The 20,148-nt window shown below is 34.1% G+C and carries 14 protein-coding genes; 3 read left to right on the top strand and 11 right to left on the bottom strand.

Annotated features, from left to right (window positions below):
* Nucleotides 1–55 precede the first annotated feature (55 nt).
* Both BUE10_RS20750 and BUE10_RS20745 read right to left on the bottom strand, forming a co-directional pair.
* Nucleotides 56–661: an RsmD family RNA methyltransferase gene (locus tag BUE10_RS20750; RefSeq protein WP_053470668.1), complete on the bottom strand. Its 606-nt coding sequence runs from the start codon at nucleotides 659–661 to the stop codon at nucleotides 56–58.
* Nucleotides 658–1,479, bottom strand: coding sequence for a DUF3822 family protein (locus BUE10_RS20745; RefSeq protein WP_073488603.1), 822 nt, complete (start codon nucleotides 1,477–1,479; stop codon nucleotides 658–660). Before BUE10_RS20745 ends, BUE10_RS20750 begins: the two co-directional genes overlap by 4 nt.
* A 329-nt stretch (nucleotides 1,480–1,808) precedes the next feature.
* Here BUE10_RS20745 and BUE10_RS20740 point away from each other — a divergent pair, with 329 nt between their 5' ends.
* The 3 genes from BUE10_RS20740 (at nucleotide 1,809) to kdsB (ending at nucleotide 5,050) form a co-directional block, all read left to right on the top strand.
* Complete coding sequence (locus BUE10_RS20740) at nucleotides 1,809–3,218, top strand: ATP-dependent DNA helicase (protein WP_073488601.1); 1,410 nt, start codon at nucleotides 1,809–1,811, stop codon at nucleotides 3,216–3,218.
* 113 nt (nucleotides 3,219–3,331) lie between these two features.
* Complete coding sequence (gene ygiD, locus BUE10_RS20735) at nucleotides 3,332–4,162, top strand: 4,5-DOPA-extradiol-dioxygenase (protein WP_073488599.1); 831 nt, start codon at nucleotides 3,332–3,334, stop codon at nucleotides 4,160–4,162.
* 153 nt (nucleotides 4,163–4,315) lie between these two features.
* The gene (gene kdsB, locus BUE10_RS20730) at nucleotides 4,316–5,050 is read left to right on the top strand and encodes a 3-deoxy-manno-octulosonate cytidylyltransferase (protein ID WP_073488598.1); all 735 of its coding nucleotides are present in this window, start codon (nucleotides 4,316–4,318) and stop codon (nucleotides 5,048–5,050) included.
* Between the two features lie 227 nt (nucleotides 5,051–5,277).
* Here the strand turns inward: kdsB and BUE10_RS20725 are convergent, their stop codons facing one another.
* The 9 genes from BUE10_RS20725 to ggt all read right to left on the bottom strand — a co-directional run bounded on the left by BUE10_RS20725 (nucleotide 5,278) and on the right by ggt (nucleotide 20,123).
* Entirely contained in the window at nucleotides 5,278–7,689 is a 2,412-nt protein-coding gene (locus tag BUE10_RS20725; protein ID WP_073488596.1) for an alpha-ketoacid dehydrogenase subunit alpha/beta, read from the bottom strand.
* A 187-nt stretch (nucleotides 7,690–7,876) separates the two neighbouring features.
* Complete coding sequence (locus BUE10_RS20720) at nucleotides 7,877–10,624, bottom strand: gluzincin family metallopeptidase (protein WP_073488594.1); 2,748 nt, start codon at nucleotides 10,622–10,624, stop codon at nucleotides 7,877–7,879.
* A 291-nt stretch (nucleotides 10,625–10,915) separates the two neighbouring features.
* Nucleotides 10,916–11,644 (bottom strand): LOG family protein, encoded by a 729-nt coding sequence (locus BUE10_RS20715; RefSeq protein ID WP_053470674.1) that lies wholly within the window; start codon nucleotides 11,642–11,644, stop codon nucleotides 10,916–10,918.
* Nucleotides 11,645–11,662: 18 nt separating this feature from the next.
* On the bottom strand, nucleotides 11,663–11,830 hold the full coding sequence (locus BUE10_RS24065; protein WP_159439076.1) for a hypothetical protein: 168 nt from the start codon (nucleotides 11,828–11,830) through the stop codon (nucleotides 11,663–11,665).
* A gap of 32 nt (nucleotides 11,831–11,862) precedes the next feature.
* Nucleotides 11,863–12,222: a cupin domain-containing protein gene (locus BUE10_RS20710; protein WP_073488592.1), complete on the bottom strand. Its 360-nt coding sequence runs from the start codon at nucleotides 12,220–12,222 to the stop codon at nucleotides 11,863–11,865.
* A 398-nt stretch (nucleotides 12,223–12,620) separates the two neighbouring features.
* Complete coding sequence (gene uvrA / locus BUE10_RS20705; RefSeq protein ID WP_073488590.1) at nucleotides 12,621–15,452, bottom strand: excinuclease ABC subunit UvrA; 2,832 nt, start codon at nucleotides 15,450–15,452, stop codon at nucleotides 12,621–12,623.
* Between the two features lie 101 nt (nucleotides 15,453–15,553).
* Nucleotides 15,554–16,507: a Fic family protein gene (locus BUE10_RS20700; RefSeq protein ID WP_073488588.1), complete on the bottom strand. Its 954-nt coding sequence runs from the start codon at nucleotides 16,505–16,507 to the stop codon at nucleotides 15,554–15,556.
* A gap of 63 nt (nucleotides 16,508–16,570) precedes the next feature.
* Nucleotides 16,571–18,355 carry a chloride channel protein gene (locus tag BUE10_RS20695; protein ID WP_073488586.1) on the bottom strand — a complete coding sequence of 595 codons (1,785 nt, stop codon included), beginning with the start codon at nucleotides 18,353–18,355 and terminating at the stop codon, nucleotides 16,571–16,573.
* Nucleotides 18,356–18,440: 85 nt separating this feature from the next.
* The gene (gene ggt / locus BUE10_RS20690; RefSeq protein WP_073488654.1) at nucleotides 18,441–20,123 is read right to left on the bottom strand and encodes a gamma-glutamyltransferase; all 1,683 of its coding nucleotides are present in this window, start codon (nucleotides 20,121–20,123) and stop codon (nucleotides 18,441–18,443) included.
* Nucleotides 20,124–20,148 lie beyond the last annotated feature (25 nt).

The following is a 20,148-nucleotide window of genomic DNA, read 5'->3' as shown; positions in this document are numbered from 1 at the left end:
AATTCCAATTGAAGTTTGGAATTTGGGATTTTAAAAATTTGAAAATTGATATAGATTATCCTTCGTCTTCTTCAACAATTTTTAATGGAGATTCTCCCGGAAGTTCTTCGTCATCATCTGTAGAATTCAATTCGAAGAAACTAAAAAACGAACCGCCATAACTTTTTTGAAATGAAAAATTACTTAAATGATCCATTTTAGTATATTTCGAATGTTCGATAATCATCATTCCATCTTCTGAAAGTAATTCTTTTTCAAAAACAGTAAGCACAATTTTTTCAAACGCTGCCTGGTCTAATCCGTAAGGCGGATCGGCAAAAATAATATCGTATGAAGTTTTGCAGTTTTCCAGAAACTTATAGACGTCACTTTTAGTGGCTGCTATATCAAAATCGTATTCTGATGAAACTTGTTTGATAAATTTCACGCATCCAAAATCACCGTCGATTGAGGTAATTGGTGCGCTTCCGCGTGAAGCGAATTCATAACTGATATTCCCGGTTCCCGAAAATAAATCTAAAACCTTTAAGCCGTCAAAACTAAAATGATTATTCAAAACATTAAACAATGCTTCTTTACTCATATCAGTCGTAGGTCTTACAGGAAGGTTTTTTGGTGGGAAGATCCTACGCCCTTTGTATTTTCCTGAAATGATTCTCATGATTGAAATAAGATATAATGTTTTTGATTCTGAGCTGTTGTGTAGTTGTTCTTTTCTTTTAAAGTGCTAACGTCAAGAAAAGAAATATTACGAATGTATTTGTAAGCAATGTCGTAAAACGGATCGTTTTGGTGTATTGTTCCAAGCAATTCCAATTGAAAAATCTCTGGATTTAAATTTAACTGTTCGGCAGTAAAAAGAATGTAATAAATAAAATCTTCAGGAGTTTGATATTCAAAAGAGTTGAATAACAATAACTTTTGATTTTGTACTACGATAATTTCAAAATGCTCCGGATTAAAATTAACGACCATTTTTTTCTCGTCGTTGTTTTTTGAAGCTTCTAAAATTTTCTCGACCAAAATACTATTTACGTGTTTGTAATCGAAAGAACCAACGGTATCAATTAAAAAATTATTGATATTGATATACGGAATGTAAACCGAATGCATATCGTAATTTGAGATTTGATCAAAAGTAAAAAAATCGGTCTCAAACACTTTTGTGGTATACTGCAGGTAACTTCCTAAATAATCTTCATCAAACAATGGCGTTGGCACAAAAGTCGAAAGATTGTTATTGTGAATGACTAAAATGTCGTCATAAGTTTCTTTTAACTCAGAATAATTTTTAAAAGCAGAAGCATATAAATCTTCAATTTTATTTTGTTTTAGAGCGGCATCAAACTGAACTTCATTAAAAGCAGTAATCGTATTATTTAAGGTATCAAAACAACAAAAAGAGAATCCGTTCAGTGAAACCTGAATCGAAAGTTTTTTGTAATTTTTTGATGTAATATTAGTATTGTGTATTGACATAATTGATTTACAATTCGTTACCTGTTTTGTTTCAATAAAGAATTTAAGGTGACCACAAACTTACAAATAAAAAAAATAACAATGTCAATTTCAATTTCAATGACAATTGCAGAAATTAAATGCAATTTCAAAAATTAATGTTACAATAAAGTTAGCGAAGTATTATCATTACGTTTATTATCAGCTATATAGCTAAATTTAAGCTTTATATTTTGTTTTTTAATTTTGATATTGAATTTGACAACTGCAATTGTCATTGAAATTGTAATTGATTTTTGCAATTGTTATTGCCATTAAAAAGAACGAACTTTGTGTTTCAAATTTACCTTATGAATTCAGCATCGTTTTACGGCGTTTTGCAAAAAAGATTTCCTTTTGCACCTACTTATAAACAGGATATTTTTTTTCAAAAAATCGCCATTTTTTTGACCGAACCAGCAAACAACACCATTTTTGTATTAAAAGGATATGCCGGAACCGGAAAAACAACGGTGATTTCAACAATCGTAAATAATCTTGGTGATATTAATAAAAAGTTTGTCCTGCTTGCACCAACAGGTCGTGCGGCAAAAGTAATTGCAAATTATTCCAATACATCCGCTTTTACGATTCATAAGAAGATCTATTTCCCTAAAAAATCATCGGGTGGAGGAGTGGCTTTTACCAGACAAGTTAACAAACATAAAAACACGATTTTTATAGTCGACGAGGCTTCGATGATTTCAGACAGTACTTTAGACAGCGGTTCGCTTCTCGATGATTTGATTAATTATGTGTATTCGGGAACCAATTGCAAAATGATCCTTTTAGGAGATACAGCGCAGCTTCCTCCGGTAAATTTAGATATTAGCCCAGCTTTAGATATACATACTTTGGGCGTTCATTACGACAAAGAAATCGAACATATCGAATTGGATGAAGTAATGCGTCAGGAAGAAAGTTCAGGGATTTTATTCAATGCAACCGAATTACGCGAATTATTGAAAGAGAGCTTTATTACGGAGTTTAAATTCAATGTAAAAAAGTTTAAAGATATTGTTCGTTTAACCGATGGATATGATATTCAGGATGCTATAAATACAGCTTACAGCAATTATAGTATTGAAGATACGGCGTTTATTGTCCGTTCTAATAAAAGGGCAAATCAATACAACGAACAAATTAGAACCCGAATTTTGTTTAAAGAAAGCGAACTTTCTGTAGGCGATTTTTTAATGGTGGTAAAGAATAATTATTTCTGGCTGAAAGAAACCGATGAAGCAGGATTTATTGCCAATGGTGATATTATTGAGGTTTTGGAAATGTTCGGAATCAAAGAGTTGTACGGTTTTACTTTTGCAAGGGTAAAAATAAGAATGGTCGATTATCCGGATCAAAAACCTTTTGAAACCGTTTTGATTTTAGATACTATAAAGAGTGAATCTCCATCGTTAACCTATGAAGAATCAAATCGTTTGTATGAAGAGGTAATGAAGGATTATGAAGATGAGTCGACAAAATATAAGAAGTTTCAAAAGGTAAAAGAAAATGAATATTTTAATGGTTTACAGGTGAAATTCTCCTACGCCATAACGTGTCATAAATCGCAGGGAGGGCAGTGGAATACGGTTTTTGTAGAACAGCCGTATTTGCCAAACGGAATCGATCATGATTATATAAGATGGCTTTACACAGCAATGACACGTGCCAAAAATAAATTATATTTGATAGGATTTAAAGACGAGAGTTTTGAAGAATAAAAGTTTGCCACGAATTTCACGAATTAACACGAATTATTTTTTTTAGGTACTAACAAATTAGTGTAAATTAGTGTAATTCGTGGCAGAAAAAACTTCACAGAGATACATTTACAATGACAACACTAAACGACTTACATTCGATTTCGTCTACGTTTTCGAATACAGATAAAATGCCGGTTTTGTTTTTAGGACACGGCAGCCCAATGAATGCTATTGAAGAAAATCAGTTTGTGGCTGGTTTTCGAAATCTGGCTAAAACATTACCGCAGCCCAATGCTATTTTATGTATTTCGGCGCATTGGTTTACAAAAGGCACAAAAGTAACTTCGATGGAAATGCCAAGAACCATTCACGATTTTGGAGGTTTTCCGCAGGCACTTTTTGATGTGCAGTATCCCGCAAAAGGAAGTCCTGAACTGGCATTAGAAACTCAAAAAATATTAAATCCTGTTCAGGTAGATTTAGACGAACATTGGGGTTTAGATCACGGTGCGTGGAGTGTTATTAAACATTTATATCCTAATGCAGATGTTCCCGTAATTCAGTTAAGTATTGATTATACAAAATCTGGGCAATATCATTTTGAGCTGGCGCAGAAATTACAATCGTTACGTGATAAAGGTGTTTTGATTATTGGGAGCGGAAATATTGTGCACAATCTTCGTTTAGTTGATTTCAGAAATTTTGATAAAGATAATTACGGTTACGATTGGGCAATTGAAGCCAGAGAAACCGTAAATAATTATTTATTGGATGGAAATTTCCTGCCTTTAATCGAGTACGAAAAAATGAGTAAAGCGGTTCAAATTGCAATTCCAACTCCGGATCATTATTTGCCTTTATTGTATACTTTAGGTTTAAAAGAAAAGTCAGAAGAGTTGAACTTGTTTAATGATAAATTGCTGGCTGGTTCGTTGAGTATGACTTCGGTAAAAATAATGTAAAAAACTTTGTGAATCTCTGCGAAACCTTTGCGAATCTTTGTGAAAGTTATTACACAAAATTGCACAGAGATTTACACAGAGATTCACAAAGGATAAAAAATATAAATTAACTATGGGAGCGAGATTGCTTCGTTCCTCGCAATGACATAAAAAATGAAAATAATAGCGGTAATTCCGGCGCGATACGCATCAACACGTTTTCCTGCAAAACTAATGCAGGATTTGGGAGGTAAAACAGTAATTTTAAGAACATACGAAGCTGCAGTTTCAACAAACTTATTCGACGATGTTTTTGTTGTAACCGATTCTGATTTGATTTTTGACGAAATTGTTTCTAACGGTGGAAAAGCAATTATGAGCATTAAAGAACACGAATCTGGAAGTGACCGAATTGCTGAAGCCGTTGCCAATCTTGATGTTGATATTGTGGTAAATGTACAAGGTGATGAACCTTTTACTGAAGCCGGGCCTTTAGAGCAGGTTTTATCTGTTTTTAAAAATGATGAAGATAAAAAGATTGATTTAGCTTCGTTAATGCGTGAAATCACAAATGAAGACGAAATCAATAACCCGAATAATGTAAAAGTGGTTGTTGATCAGTCGCAGTTTGCCTTGTATTTTTCAAGATCGGTAATTCCTTATCCTAGGGAAAAAGATGCTGGAGTTCGTTATTTTCAACACATCGGAATTTATGCTTTTAGAAAACAGGCTTTATTAGATTTTTACAGTCTTCCTATGAAATCTTTAGAAGCTTCTGAGAAATTGGAGCAGTTAAGATATTTAGAGTTCGGAAAACGCATAAAAATGGTCGAAACCACGCATGTTGGAATTGGGATTGATACGGCGGAGGATTTGGAAAGAGCCAGAGCGATGCTGAAAGATATTTAAACAATTCTATTGAAACACGGATTTTACGGATTCGCTTTCGCGAAAGCGCGGATTAATACGGATTTTATGTCATTGCGAGGAACGAAGCAATCTCACGTGCTAAAGTCTATGCGTGATTATAATAGTGAGATTGCTTCGTTCCTCGCAATGACTTTACTTTGTGTATAATAATAAAAAAAGCTCCAAAATATTGGAGCTTTTTTTATTATCTAAAAACATCTAAATTTTTAGTATAAACTAGGAAATTTAGAAGGATTAACTTCATTCATCATGCTGTAAATTTTCTCGAAAATATCTTCAGCAGAAGGTTTAGAGAAATAATCGCCGTCAGTTCCGTAAGCCGGTCTGTGCGCTTTTGCAGCAAGTGTTTGCGGTTTACTGTCAAGATATTTATAAGCATCTTGCTCTTCCAGAATCTGCTGTAAAATGTAAGCCGAAGCTCCGCCTGGAACATCTTCGTCAATTACTAAAAGACGATTTGTTTTAGCGACACTTTTCACAATATCCTTATTAATATCAAAAGGAAGTAAAGACTGAATATCAATAATTTCACAGTCAATTCCTAAAACTAATAATTCCTCAGCGGCTTGTTGAACCAATCTTAAAGTCGATCCGTAAGAAACTAAAGTAATATCAGCACCTTCTTTTAATGTTTCAACAACACCAATTGGCGTTTTGAATTCACCAAAATTCAAAGGTGTTTTTTCTTTTAAACGGTAACCGTTCAAACATTCAATAACTAATGCAGGTTCGTCGCACTCTAAAAGAGTATTATAAAATCCTGCAGCTTGTGTCATATCTCTCGGAACCAAAACATGGATTCCGCGAATGGCGTTTATAATCATTCCCATTGGAGAACCAGAATGCCAGATACCTTCTAAACGGTGTCCGCGAGTTCTGATAATTAATGGTGCTTTTTGTTTTCCAACCGTTCTGTATTGTAAAGTAGCTAAATCATCACTCATGATTTGAATCGCATACAATAAATAATCAAGATATTGAATTTCAGCAATAGGGCGTAAACCTCTCAATGCCATACCAATTCCCTGACCAATAATAGTCGCTTCACGAATCCCGACATCGGCAACACGAAGTTCGCCGTATTTTTCCTGCATGCCTTCAAGACCTTGATTTACGTCGCCAATGTTTCCAACATCTTCCCCAAAAATCAATGTTTCAGGATATTTGCTAAACAAAGCGTCGAAATTATCACGAAGAATCATTCTTCCGTCTAAATCCGGTTTTGCATTTTCGGCATATTCTGGAAGTACTTTTTCTACAGAAAATACATTTTGTGCAGATTCTGAATGCAGGTTACTGCTGAATTTTCCCTGAGTCTCTCCAATAAAATTCGTGATCCAGTTTGATAAAAGAACCTTGCTGTTTGGAACTTCTATAAAACGAAGAATTTTTCTTGCGTAAACCAGAATTTCTTTCTTTAAAGGCGCTTTTATCGCACTTAATTCTGAAATATATTTTCTAATTCTGTCTTTATGATTGATGCTTGCTTCTGCAATTTGCTCCAATAAATCCAAAAGATTTTTTTGGTCTTCAATTATCGGATTGATGAAATCATTCCATGCATCTTTTTTAGCTTCAAGAACTTCTTTTTTCAATTGAAAATCAAGTTCTGCTAATTCTTCCGGAGATGCAATATTAATAGCGATCATCCATAAACGCATCTGACGAATACAATCGAAATCTCTTTCCCAAGCTAATCTTTCTGCATTTTTATAACGTTCGTGAGAACCAGAAGTAGAGTGACCTTGCGGCTGTGTTAATTCGTTTACGTGAATTAAAACCGGAATATGTTCTTCACGCGCAATTGCGCCTGCTCTTTCGTAAGTCGAAACTAACTCTGCATAATCCCATCCTTTTACTCTAAAAATTTCATAACCTTTAGAATCTTCATCTCTTTGATATCCTTTAAGGATTTCAGAAATGTTTTCTTTTGTAGTTTGATGTTTGGCGTGAACCGAAATTCCGTATTCATCATCCCAAACACTCATTACCATCGGAACTTGTAAAACTCCGGCAGCATTTATAGTTTCAAAAAATAAACCTTCAGACGTACTTGCGTTTCCTATTGTTCCCCAGGCAACTTCATTTCCATCAACAGAAAATTTATCTTTAATGGTGATTCCATTAACGTTTCTGTAAATTTTAGAAGCCTGAGCTAATCCCAATAATCTTGGCATTTGCCCTGCTGTAGGCGATATATCTGAGCTTGAATTTTTTTGTTTTGTTAAGTCTTTCCACGATCCGTCTTCGTTTAAACTGTGCGTTACAAAGTGTCCGCCCATTTGCCTTCCGGCAGACATTGGATCATGAGCTAAATCAGTATGACCGTATAAACCTGCGAAAAACTGTTTAGAAGTTAATTCGCCAATCGCCATCATAAAAGTCTGATCGCGATAATAACCAGAGCGGAAATCCCCATTTTTAAAGGCTTTTGCCATTGCAAGCTGTGGTACTTCTTTTCCGTCACCAAATATTCCAAATTTGGCTTTTCCTGTCAATACTTCTTTACGACCTAAAAGACTACATTCACGGCTAGTTACTGCAATTCTGTAGTCGTTCAATACCTCTGTTTTGAAATCTTCAAAAGTTAAAGTTGTATTGCTTTTTTCTGTTATCATAATCTTGTGGGTCATGTTATGACTGCGAAATTACTTAAAAACAATCAATAATCATAATTCTTTAAAATAAATATAATTTAATTATTTGTATTTAAAAACAGAAAACTACGTACTTTAATTGTGTTATTTTTATGGTTTTTGTCTTTTTTGTGATAATAATTTATGTTTTTGATTAAAATTTATTTAATTAAAACCATTTTCGGGTAAAAAGAGTGACTAATGCTTTTGGTGCCAAAGTGATAACAAATCTGATTTTTTCGTTGTAATTCTTTTGAGAAATTTCCCACCCGTTATTCGAGTAGACCGGAAAATAAAGTTCAAAGTAGTCTGGAACAAGGTTTAACCGCACTCCGCTATCATAGGCAAAAAAGGCATCTTGATGTTTATTCTTCAAAAGTCCAACATCACCATAAACTTCAACCCAGTCCCATAAAGCATAACTGGCGTTTAAAGTAGTCATCCATTGATTACCAAATGAAGGATCTATTTTTGATTTAAATCCGCCTTCAGCAATTACATATTGCTGACTGAAAATCCCACTGGTTTCGGATCTTCCCAAAATATTATAATCAAATAAATAATCTGTAGGCTTATCTAAACCAAAACTAAAATAATCAGAATTAGTTTTATTGTACAAGAAACTTCCGGCAAACAATCTTAAGTTTAGTTTGCGATTATTTTCAAATAATCTTCTGTATTCAGCTTCTCCCGAAACTTTTCCAAAGCCTCCGCCAAACTGAACATCAGTCATAAAATTAAAATGATTAACCAGTTCTGTTTTTGTGTTTACATAACGGGCGTCAAAAACTGAATAATTAGGTTTAGAATTGTCTGTAATAAATGCACTTGCTTCTCTGTTTACAATTACCTGACGAAACAAAATAAGCTGTTTTCTATTATCCCTAAAATTCTCTTCACGAATACGCAGCTGCACCATAGGATTTAATCGAAGATAAGTAGCATCTGGCGCATAATGAAAATAGTTTTGACTTATAGAATATCGTACATTATATAGAGTATTGTTTCGATAAAACTGATTCAAAGAAAAAGCAGACGAACCAGAAATTGTTCCCGCTTTTATGGAATAGGCCGGATTAATGTCAAAAGTAAAGGGTTTATCTAATATCGTTTTATTATGAAAACGAATTCCCGGTGTTAATCCGTCATAATAATTATACGTCAATGTGGGGATATATAAGATCTGATTGTAATAAGGATCTTCGAGATCTTTAGCAAAATTAAATTTTATAGGGCGATTGGTAATAACCAGACTTTTTAAAGATTTCCAGTTGTTTCTCTGGTTGAATTCAGGAACCTCGTTGTCGTAATTTATAACTAATTTATCTGCATTTTTTCGGTCAAATTGATAAATAGAATCTGCTTTTTTAGGTTCAATCCATTCCTTAAAAACAACTTCATTTTTCTTTAAACCATAAACCGGAATTGGTGCATAAATATTGGTTTTGTTTTTTATCGAAAATTGTATACTGTCTGCTGTTTTGGAAACATGCGTAAACTTATAATCAATAATTTCTCTTGAATCGATTATAGTTTTAAAAAACCAGTCGATATTTTTTGGACTTTTATCGGTCAGGATTTTTTCAAAATCATAACGATTCGTTTGTTGCGTTTTATTCAAATTATAAAACTCCTGAATACTTTCGGGAACAATATTATGATTCAAATAATCATCCAGATAACTCAAACTCAAACCTGCGCGGTATTTACTCGCAATTTGTTCGTTAAATTTTATCAGCGTATTCTTCGGATCTCCAAGCGGCTGATCCAGGTTTTTACGAGCCATCAGCATATAATAATAACTGTATTGCTCATTAAAAGTCAGATTGGTAATGTTGTAACTTTTAAAAAGTTTCATTTTCGAAAGTTTTCCCAACATTTTTTCATCCAGATGATTTTCTTCCATATACTTCATCATGGCATAAATCTGTATTCCGTCATAAACCCAATTGTCTTTTCTAGGATCAAGACGAAGCGAGTTTTTTAGATAATTGTTCAGATAAGTTTTGAAAAAAGTTACTTCAAACATAAACTCATCCGAAAACGGACTAAGAAACGAAGGCAGCTGATTCAATCCATAAAAAGGATTTCTCTCATAATCTGCCTGTGAAACAGTGATTTTTTCATGCGGATATTTACCTAAAAATTCATTCGCAAAAGCAGCAACGCGGTCAATTATAATGGCTTTTTGAACTTCGCTGATTTTTTTGTTTTTTAAATCCGAAAGAACTTCGATTGTTCCATTGTCATAACTTTTAAAATTATTTTGTCTTTCGATAAATAAATTAAAGTCTGATCTGTTTTTTCCTGAAAAAGAATAATTAGTATAAGCTGAATTTGAAACGTCTTTTGAAACCGAATTTAAATCAGTTGTAATCGAATAATCATTCGGGATTTTTATTTCAACTTCATAATCGACAACCGCATTTGCAATATCGTCAAGATTAAAGTTATTGTATCTTATAAAACGATGATTTTCAAAACGTGCCGGATTTAAAAACCAGTTTTTTAAATTCATTCCGTTCTGATTAAACCCATAATGCGTGAATTTATCACTCGGAATTTTCGAAATATAATTGATGTGCAAAGTAATTTGTTCTCCCGGAAATAATTTTTGGTTTAGCTTAACCACAATAAAATCTGGGTTTTTATCCGTTCTTTCCCATTCAAGCGCCGTAAAGCCAGAATCAGTAAGATTTAAAATTGTTGTATTTCCTCTTTCAATGGCTTTTGCTAAATGAAAACCGCGATAAAACTCATCAGAAAAACGTCTTGCCAAAGGTGTGTTTTTATCCGCAAATGCATTATTCCAATCATTCAAAACAATCGAAACCAGTGTGTCGTTTGAAGTATTAAAATACGTAATATCCTGTTTTACATTCAGCGTTTTTAGTTCAAGATTAACCGCCACTTCCATCTTAGACTGATGTTGTGCATACTGTTTTATCGAACTAAATAAAACAAAAAAGAGAATTACAATTTTATATGTTGATTTCAAGAATTGGCGTAAAAATTATAAATATACCTAAAATTTCGTGCATAAATTATTCATGGCTTTATGTAAAAATAGCATAAAAAAAGCTGTTTAAAAAAACAGCTTTCAATTTTTATATCGTTATAGGTGTAAATTTAACCTTATAGGTAAAATAAGTGCAGATTTTTTTAAGAATACTTAATCTTACAAAATTTATTTACCCTACAAATATTTTTAGAAGTTCGGACTCAGGTCGTATTTCTTATAGAATTTATCCAAAACGTCAACAACTTCATCTTCAGTATCTACGATTTTGAATAAGTTCAAATCTTCTGGACTTACAGTTTGCATTTTTTCAACCAAAACTGTTTTTACCCAATCCAATAAACCAGACCAAAATTCAACTCCAACCAAAATAATTGGGAATTTTCCAATTTTCTTAGTCTGAATTAAAGTGATCGCTTCAAACATTTCGTCAAGCGTTCCAAAACCTCCCGGCATAACCACAAAACCTTGTGAATATTTAACGAACATAACTTTTCTCACAAAGAAATAATCGAAATTCAGGTTTTTATCGTGATCAATATAAGGGTTAAAATGCTGTTCAAAAGGCAGTTCGATATTTAAACCAACCGAAGTTCCGCCGCCTAAATGCGCACCTTTATTTCCGGCTTCCATAATTCCCGGGCCTCCTCCCGTAATTACACCATAACCGGCTTTACTAATTTTAAAAGCAATTTTTTCTGCCAGCAAATAATATTTATCATCTGGTTTTGTTCTCGCCGAACCAAAAATAGATACACACGGACCAATACGCCCCATGCTTTCGTAACCGTTTACAAATTCGGACATGATTTTAAAAATCGCCCAGCTGTCATTTGTTCTAATTTCATTCCAGGTTTTTTGTTTTAAACTGTCCTGGATTACTTTATCCTCATCATTATCAAAATCTTCTAATCTCATTTTAGGTATTTTAATTATTTATATTTTATTAAGCTGTTCTATTTTGTCATCCTGAGCGTAGTCGAAGGAAGGAGCTAATTCCTGCTGTCCACTATATTCCCGATAAACAAAAACTACGGCTAAAAAGCTTTGTTTTTCTAAATCGGGAGATGCCGTTCCCATCAGGGCTAGGGCATTAGGTTTCAATTAAACAATTGGTTTATTCGAAGAATTCTTTATTAATACGTTTGTTCTTCAATTGATTTGGTAATGTTGCTTTTTACTTTTCCGGTATGTTCTGTAGTTTTAGATTCTATCAGCATTATCAAACATTCTTCTACCGACGAAACTCTATGATTTACACCTTTTTTTACAACAAATAAATCGCCTTTTTTCATTGTAACGGCTGGTTCATTTTCAATCTCCATTAAAAGTTCACCATCGATAATATAAAATAATTCGTCTTCATTTTCATGATTATGCCACGGAACTTCCTGACCTTTTATTTTTGCTACTTTAATATATTGATCGTTTACTTCGTCAATTATTTTAGGCGAAAAATATTGGTCTACATTACTGAATTTGTCTTTTAGATTCATAGATTATATCTTAGTCTTTTTGTCAAAATGAAAAAGCGTTGACAAAAAGGGCGTACTAAATTAGTGCTTTTTTTAAGAATTGTTATAAAAATGTAGATTTATTAATTGAAATGTAACATTTCTTTGTTGATTCTTTTGCTTGAAGATTAATAATCAATAGATTAAAAACGATGTAGAAATAGAAATTGTTTTCTTGGGATTAAAATCTGTTGAAAATATAAATACACCCCAATAATAGAGTTCCGAAGGAACGGTTCATATTGTAGAAACGGATTTCAATCCGTTAGAGGTTTTGACACAACGGATTTCAATTCGTTAGAGATTTCGATATAATGGTTTAAAATCCGTTATTGATTTTACACAACGGATTTTAAACCACTCCATTAATAACAATATTTTTATTCTAATTCCTTTTTCAAAAACTTAGCAGTATAACTTTTTTTATTTTTCGCCACTTCTTCCGGAGTACCTTTAGCGATTAATTGTCCGCCGCCTTTTCCGCCTTCAGGACCAATATCGATAATATAATCCGCAAGTTTAATAACGTCCATATTATGTTCGATAACCAGGATCGTATTTCCTTTATCAACCAGTTTATTGATTACATCCATTAAAACACGGATATCTTCAAAATGCAAACCTGTTGTAGGTTCATCTAGAATATAAAACGTATTTCCTGTATCTTTTTTAGATAATTCTCCAGCCAGTTTGATACGCTGAGCTTCACCACCAGAAAGCGTTGTACTTTGCTGACCAAGTGTAATATATCCTAAACCAACATCTTGAATTGTTTTTACTTTTCTGTGGATTTTCGGAATGTTTTCAAAAAACGGAACCGCTTCATCAACCGTCATATCTAAAACATCTGAAATTGATTTTCCTTTGTATCGAATTTCCAGTGTTTCTCTGTTAAAACGTTTTCCCTGACATGTTTCGCATTCCACGTAAACGTCTGGTAAAAAGTTCATTTCGATAGTTCTTACACCAGAACCTTCGCAGGTTTCACAGCGTCCGCCTTTTACATTAAAGCTGAAACGTCCGGCTTTATAACCACGAATCATACTTTCAGAAGTCATGGTAAATAAGTTTCTAATTTCGGTGAAAACTTCGGTATAAGTCGCTGGATTTGAACGCGGCGTTCTTCCAATCGGACTTTGGTCAATATCAATTACTTTATCAATATGTTCTAAACCTTCAATCTTTTTATAAGGCTGTGGTTTTTTTACACCATTAAAATAATAAGCGTTCAAGATAGGGTAGAGCGTTTCGTTAATCAAGGTCGATTTTCCACTTCCAGAAACTCCTGTAACACAAATCATCTGCCCTAAAGGCAATTCAATCGAAACATTTTTTAAGTTGTTTCCAGTTGCTCCGCTTAGTTTCAAGAACTTGCCATTTCCTTTTCTTCGTTCTTTCGGAATCTCTAATTTCATCTTACCATTCAAATATTGAGCGGTAATGGTGTTCGATTTTAAAGTTTCTGCAGGAGTTCCAATGCTGATTATTTCCCCGCCATATTTCCCAGCTTTTGGACCAATATCAATTACATAATCTGCAGTCTCGATCATGTCTTTGTCGTGTTCAACCACAATAACCGAGTTTCCAATATCACGTAATTGCTCCAGAGATTTAATCAATTTTTCATTATCTCTTTGATGTAAACCAATACTCGGTTCATCCAAAATATATAAAACACCAACCAGCTGTGAACCAATTTGTGTTGCTAATCGAATACGCTGCGCTTCACCTCCCGAAAGTGATTTTGAACTTCGGCTTAAAGCCAAATAATTTAAACCAACATTCATTAAAAAGTTCAAACGATCTTTGATTTCTTTTACAACTTCAGAAGCAATTAAAAGCTGTTTATCCGTTAAATTGCTATTCAATTCCTGAAACCAAATCGTCAAATCTGAAATATCCATATCACACAATTCGGTGATATTTTTTTCATTAACTCTAAAAAACAATGCTTCTTTTTTAAGACGTGATCCTTCGCAAACCGGACAGTTAATTTCGTCCATGAAATCTTTTGCCCAGCGTTTTATGCTTGTAGTTGCACTTTCGTCATATTGATTTTTGATGAAGTTTGAAATTCCTTCAAAATCAATTTTGTATTCTCTTGTAACGCCAAGATCTTTTGAGTTGATGGCAAACTTGTCTTTTCCTCCATACAAAATCATTTGCATAGCTTCTTCCGGAATTTTCTCAATTGGATCTGTAATCTTAAATCCAAATTTTTCTCCAATAGTTTCTAACTGTTTAAAAATCCATGAAGATTTATATTCGCCAAGCGGAGCAAATCCACCGCTTTTAATTGATAATTTCGGATTCGGAATGATCTTTTTTACATTGATTTCGTGAACCGTTCCCAATCCATTACAATGCGGACAAGCACCTTTTGGGGAATTAAAAGAAAATAAATTCGGTTCTGGATTTTGATACGAAATTCCGGTTGTTGGACACATTAAGTTTCGGCTGAAATAACGAACTTCATTGGTATCCTGATCTAAAATCATTAATACATTTTCGCCATGATGCATAGCTGTATTAATACTTTCTGCCAATCGTTTTTGATTGTCTTCAGTGTTTTCAATCAACATTCTGTCGACTACAATTTCAATATCGTGAGTTTTGTAACGATCCAGTTTCATTCCTGCCACTAAATCCTGAACTTCACCATTTACACGGACTTTCAAAAATCCTTGTTTGGTAATTTGTTGGAACAATTCAGCATAATGACCTTTTCTGGCTTTAATTACCGGAGCAAGAATATTAATGCGTTTGCCATTATAATCCTGAATAATCAAATCTTTAATTTGTTCATCAGAATACGAAACCATTTTTTCGCCAGTGTTGTAACTGTAAGCGTCAGCACCTCGAGCATATAAAAGTCGAAGGAAATCGTATATTTCAGTAATAGTTCCAACAGTTGAACGCGGACTTTTACTGGTAGTTTTTTGTTCAATTGCAATAACCGGCGAAAGTCCGTCGATTTTATCCACATCAGGACGTTCTAACCCGCCAAGGAACTGCCTCGCATATGCAGAAAAAGTTTCAACATAACGACGCTGACCTTCAGCATAAATCGTATCAAACGCTAATGATGATTTTCCCGAACCCGAAAGACCTGTTATAACAACCAGTTTTTCACGCGGAATAGAAATATCGATATTTTTTAGATTATGAACTCTTGCGCCAAGAACTTCAATAGTATTGTCTTTATCTAGCATAAATTTGAGCAAAACGCAAAGTTACCACTTTGATTTGTTCTTTTAGTACTAGAGTATAGAAGTTTATGTTAAAAATTGTAACAAAATAACGCTAGTCGAAACTAGCGTTTTCTTTTTCTTGTTGCCATATATTCCTCAATGGCTTCTTTGGTTGTGTACCAATTTCGGCCTTCTTTATAAGCGTCAATTTTTCCTGTTCTGGCCAATAAACTTACATATTCCTGACCATAAGCAGCTTCTGGTTCGCTTACAATATTTATGATAGGCTGATAATCATAACTGCTTCCCGGCATTGCGGTTAAATATATATTTAGCGTTCGTTCTAGTGCCTGACACATCAAAAGGGTTAGCTTTTGATAATTGCCGTTGTTTGCCTGATTAAGCGCTTCGTAATATTTTTTTCTATCGTTTTTAAGGACAATTGCCGGCGGAAAACCGCAGCGCATTAATAAGAGGTTCATGCTTAAACGAACGGTGCGCCCGTTTCCATCAAAAAATGGATGTATCCAGACTAATTTATGATGATAAATTGTTGCCAGTTCTATATCATTTAAACCTAAAGGATTTGTATTGATAAAATCGATTAATTCATCCAAAAGATCTGAAACCTTATTAGCGTTTGGAGGCATGAAATTAGCTCCCGAAATTCGAACACCGCCATTTCGGATGCGACCTGCAAAATCATCTTCGATAGAACGTAAAACTAAACCATGAATGAAAAGAATATCGATGCTTCGAAGTTTGTAATTATCATCAACAATTGAATATAAATAATCGATTGCTTTATCGTGATTGTGTGTTTCAAAATGTTCCCGAAGCGATTTTCCTTTAATAGTGATTCCTTCCTGTATTACCATTTGGGTTTCGCGCAAACTCATTGTGTTTCCTTCAATACTGTTTGAATTGTAGGTCCATTCGAGCGATAAACTTTCACGAATTTTATGCAAAGCAATATTGGGCAGTGGTCTGCTGTTTTGCAAATCAAGCCTTTTTTGGTACAATCGATCAAATGTTGATTGAAATTCTTCTCTGTATGTTAAGTCAATGTTCCACATAATCCTACAAAAGTACTTCTTAATATCGGATACTGCAAATTTTTAACTTATCCGATATTAAGCTTATTCTATTGTCATGGAACGAAGTTTCATTCTGTAGGCTTCAAGTGCAATAGACTTTGAGATCATACCGAAATATTTTTCATTTCGTAAAACGGGAAGAAAAGCAGTTTTAGATCTTTCGAATTTAGTCATTACGATCTCCATGCTGTCATTTGAAGAAATAGTTGCAGGCGGAATTTTCATGACATCTTTAATCAAAGTATATTTTACGCGGTACGCATTAAATATAATTTCTCTGATATCATTAAAATGTACAACACCAACAAGTTCTCTTTCGTTATTTACAACGGCAAAAATTACCTGATTGGAGTGCGAAATAAGATCTACTAATTTGCTCAAATGTTCTTCTGGAGAAACCGTTAAATAATCGGTTTGGATGATGGTATCGATATCTAAAGTTGATAAAATATTAGAGTCTTTATTGCTGGTAAAGGCATGCCCTTTTTTAGCCAGATTTTTTACGTCAAGCGAATATTTTTCAAAACGTTTAGAAATCGCAAAACTAATTGACGAAACAATCATAAGCGGAATCATTAAGCCGTAACCTCCGGTAATTTCTGCAATAAGGAAAATTGCGGTAAGCGGCGCATGAAATAATCCGCTCAAAATTCCGGCCATTCCAACCATTGTAAAATTACTGATAGGTAATTTTGCTAAACCAGTTAAAATGATGAATTTAGAAAAGAAATAACCCAGATAAGATCCTAAAAACAGGGAAGGAGCAAAGTTTCCTCCGTTTCCACCACTTCCAATTGTAAGTCCCGAAGCAAATACTTTTATCATCATGGTACAGCCCACAAAAAGCAGTAAAACCCATTGGTTGTTTCTCCAGCTTGCAAATAAGGTATTATCTAATAATTGTCCGGGATCACTTTCTGATAGGATTTTGATACTTTCGTAACCTTCACCAAACAGCGTTGGAAATATAAAAATAAGAAGTGCCAAAAGCGAAGAACCAATCAGTGCTTTTTTATAAGGCCCCATTTTTAGTTCTGAAAAATAGTGCTCAACTTTTTGAAAATTTCTAGAATAATAAACAGCAATAAAACCTGTCAATAAACCTAAAACTACATAAAAAGGAATATTATGATAATCAAAAGTTTCTTGTTTTTTGAAAGATAAAAGTATGCTTTCGTCTAATACAATTGCCGAAACCAAAGCTCCGGTCGCTGCCGAAATCATAATGGGCGTAAAGGCAGAAATACTAACATCGACCAAGAGAACTTCTATCGCAAAAAGAACTCCGGCAATGGGCGCATTAAAAGCTGCCGCAATTCCCGCCGCAACCCCGCAGCCAATAAGTAAAGTTCTGTCTTTGTAAGCTAATTTATAATTCTGTGCATAGTTGGAACCAAAAGCAGCTCCCGTAATCACAATTGGACTTTCTAAACCTGCAGATCCTCCTAAACCCACAGTCAAAGAGCTTGTAACAATCTGTGCGTACATTTGTTTTTTCGGAATTATACTTGCTTTTTTAGCAACAGCGTATAAAATTTGCGAAGTCCCTTTTTGAATGGTTCCGTTTAAAACTTTTTTCACGACCAAAACAGTCAGTAAAATACCAATAATGGGCAGGATACTATTAATGAAACCTAATTTTAAAATTCCGCTGATGTAAGTTGCAAATGAAAAAACGCTATGGGCAAATGTTTTTAAAACAATTACCGCAAACGCACAGGAAATTCCGACCAAAACACTGGATAAAAAAATGAATTGCTTTGGTGTCAAAATTGATTGAGCTAAAGCAATAATACTTTCTAATCTTCGAAAAAGTTTTTTTATCATTGTATTTTTAAAAAGTTACGGGAGAATGCAAATTTAGCTTTAAACATTCGATTTTGTCAAATTTTTCTACTAAAATCTTTTTACTTTAAAATCCCGCAGCTTTGTCATCACCACGAAAATCGGCACCTCCCTCAAGAGTATTGTCTGGCAGAACCAAAATGGCGTCCACTTTACCAATTACAGGTGTAGTTTTTTCGTTGATTAAATATCCTTTAGCTTTTAAACTTTCGATAGTATTATAATTGAAAGTATTTGGCTCAAATGTAATAAGATCCGGAAGCCATTGATGATGAAAACGAGGTGCATTTACAGCTGCCTGCATGCTTAAATTATATTCGTAAACATTCAGGATAGTCTGTAATACTGATGTTATAATTGTAGATCCGCCAGGAGAACCTACAACCATAAAAAGTTTTCCATTTTTCTCTACAATTGTCGGCGTCATGGAGCTTAGCATTCTTTTTTGAGGAGCGATGCTGTTGGCTTCGTTTCCAACCAATCCAAACATATTTGGTGATCCCGGTTTTGCACTAAAATCATCCATTTCGTTGTTTAAGAAAAAGCCTAATTCATCACAATAATATTTAGATCCAAAACCATCATTTATTGTTGTAGTTGCAGAAACTGCATTTCCAAATTGATCTACAATTGAATAATGCGTTGTTTCGGTACTTTCGTTATACGTAATTTTTCCTTCTTTTATTTCTGATGATAATGAAGCTTTTTCAGAATCGAAATTTGACATTCTTTCTTTTAAATACGAATCTGATAAAAGACCATTAATTGGAATTTTTACAAAATCAGGATCTCCTAAAAACTGACTTCTATCGGCGTAAGCTCTTCTTTCTGCTTCCACAATTACCTGAATAGACTGTTCTGAATTATGTCCCATTTTGGATAAATAAAATGGAGAAATCATTTTCAGAATCTGTGCCAGACAAATTCCGCCGCTGCTAGGAGGAGCCATCGAAGTAATTTTTAAATCTTTGTAATCAAACTGCAATGGATTTCTCCATTTTGCTTCGTAAGATGCTAAATCTTTAAGCGTAATAATACCGCCTTTTTTCTTCAAATAATCAACTAAAACCTGAGCAGTTTTACCTTTGTAGAATTCATCTTTCCCACCTTTTAAAATTCGTTTAAGCGTGCTGGCAAGTGCAGGATATTTAATTGTATCACCTTCTTTAAATTTTCCGGCCATTAAGGTTGTTGGGCCATTTGCTTTTACAATGGCATCATGATAATTTTCAAGCTGCTTTTGTTGTTTCAGCGTTACAACAACACCTTTTTCTGCAAGTGCGATAACTGGTTTCAGGATTTCTGACATTGGCAGAGAACCAAATTTTTTATGAACGGCAAAAACTCCGGCGATAGTTCCGGGAACGCCAATTGCTAAAGGGGTTTCGGTACTTTTTCCGGGAATTACATTTCCATCTTTGTCCAGAAACATATTTTTTGTTGCGGCAAGCGGTGCTTTTTCGCGGTAATCTAAACTTCCAACTTCGCCGTTTGCTTTTCGGTAAACCATAAATCCGCCGCCGCCAAGATTTCCGGCATATGGGTAGGCGACTGCAAGAGCCAATTCGGTTGCGGCCATGGCATCAAATGCGTTACCGCCTTTTTTCATTATTTCTACACCAATTTTTGATGCTTCGGCACGGGCCGAAACGACCATTGCTTTTGAAGCTGTTAAACCAGTTGGTGCTGCAGTATGCTGTGCAAAACTATAAAGGGATATAAAATAAAATAGAAGTGAAATTTTTTTCATAACAAGAACGTATTTTATAAAATGG

This window comes from Flavobacterium sp. CF108 (assembly GCF_900129795.1).
Taxonomy (GTDB): Bacteria; Bacteroidota; Bacteroidia; order Flavobacteriales; family Flavobacteriaceae; genus Flavobacterium.
This window is presented reverse-complemented; position numbering and strand designations above follow the sequence as displayed.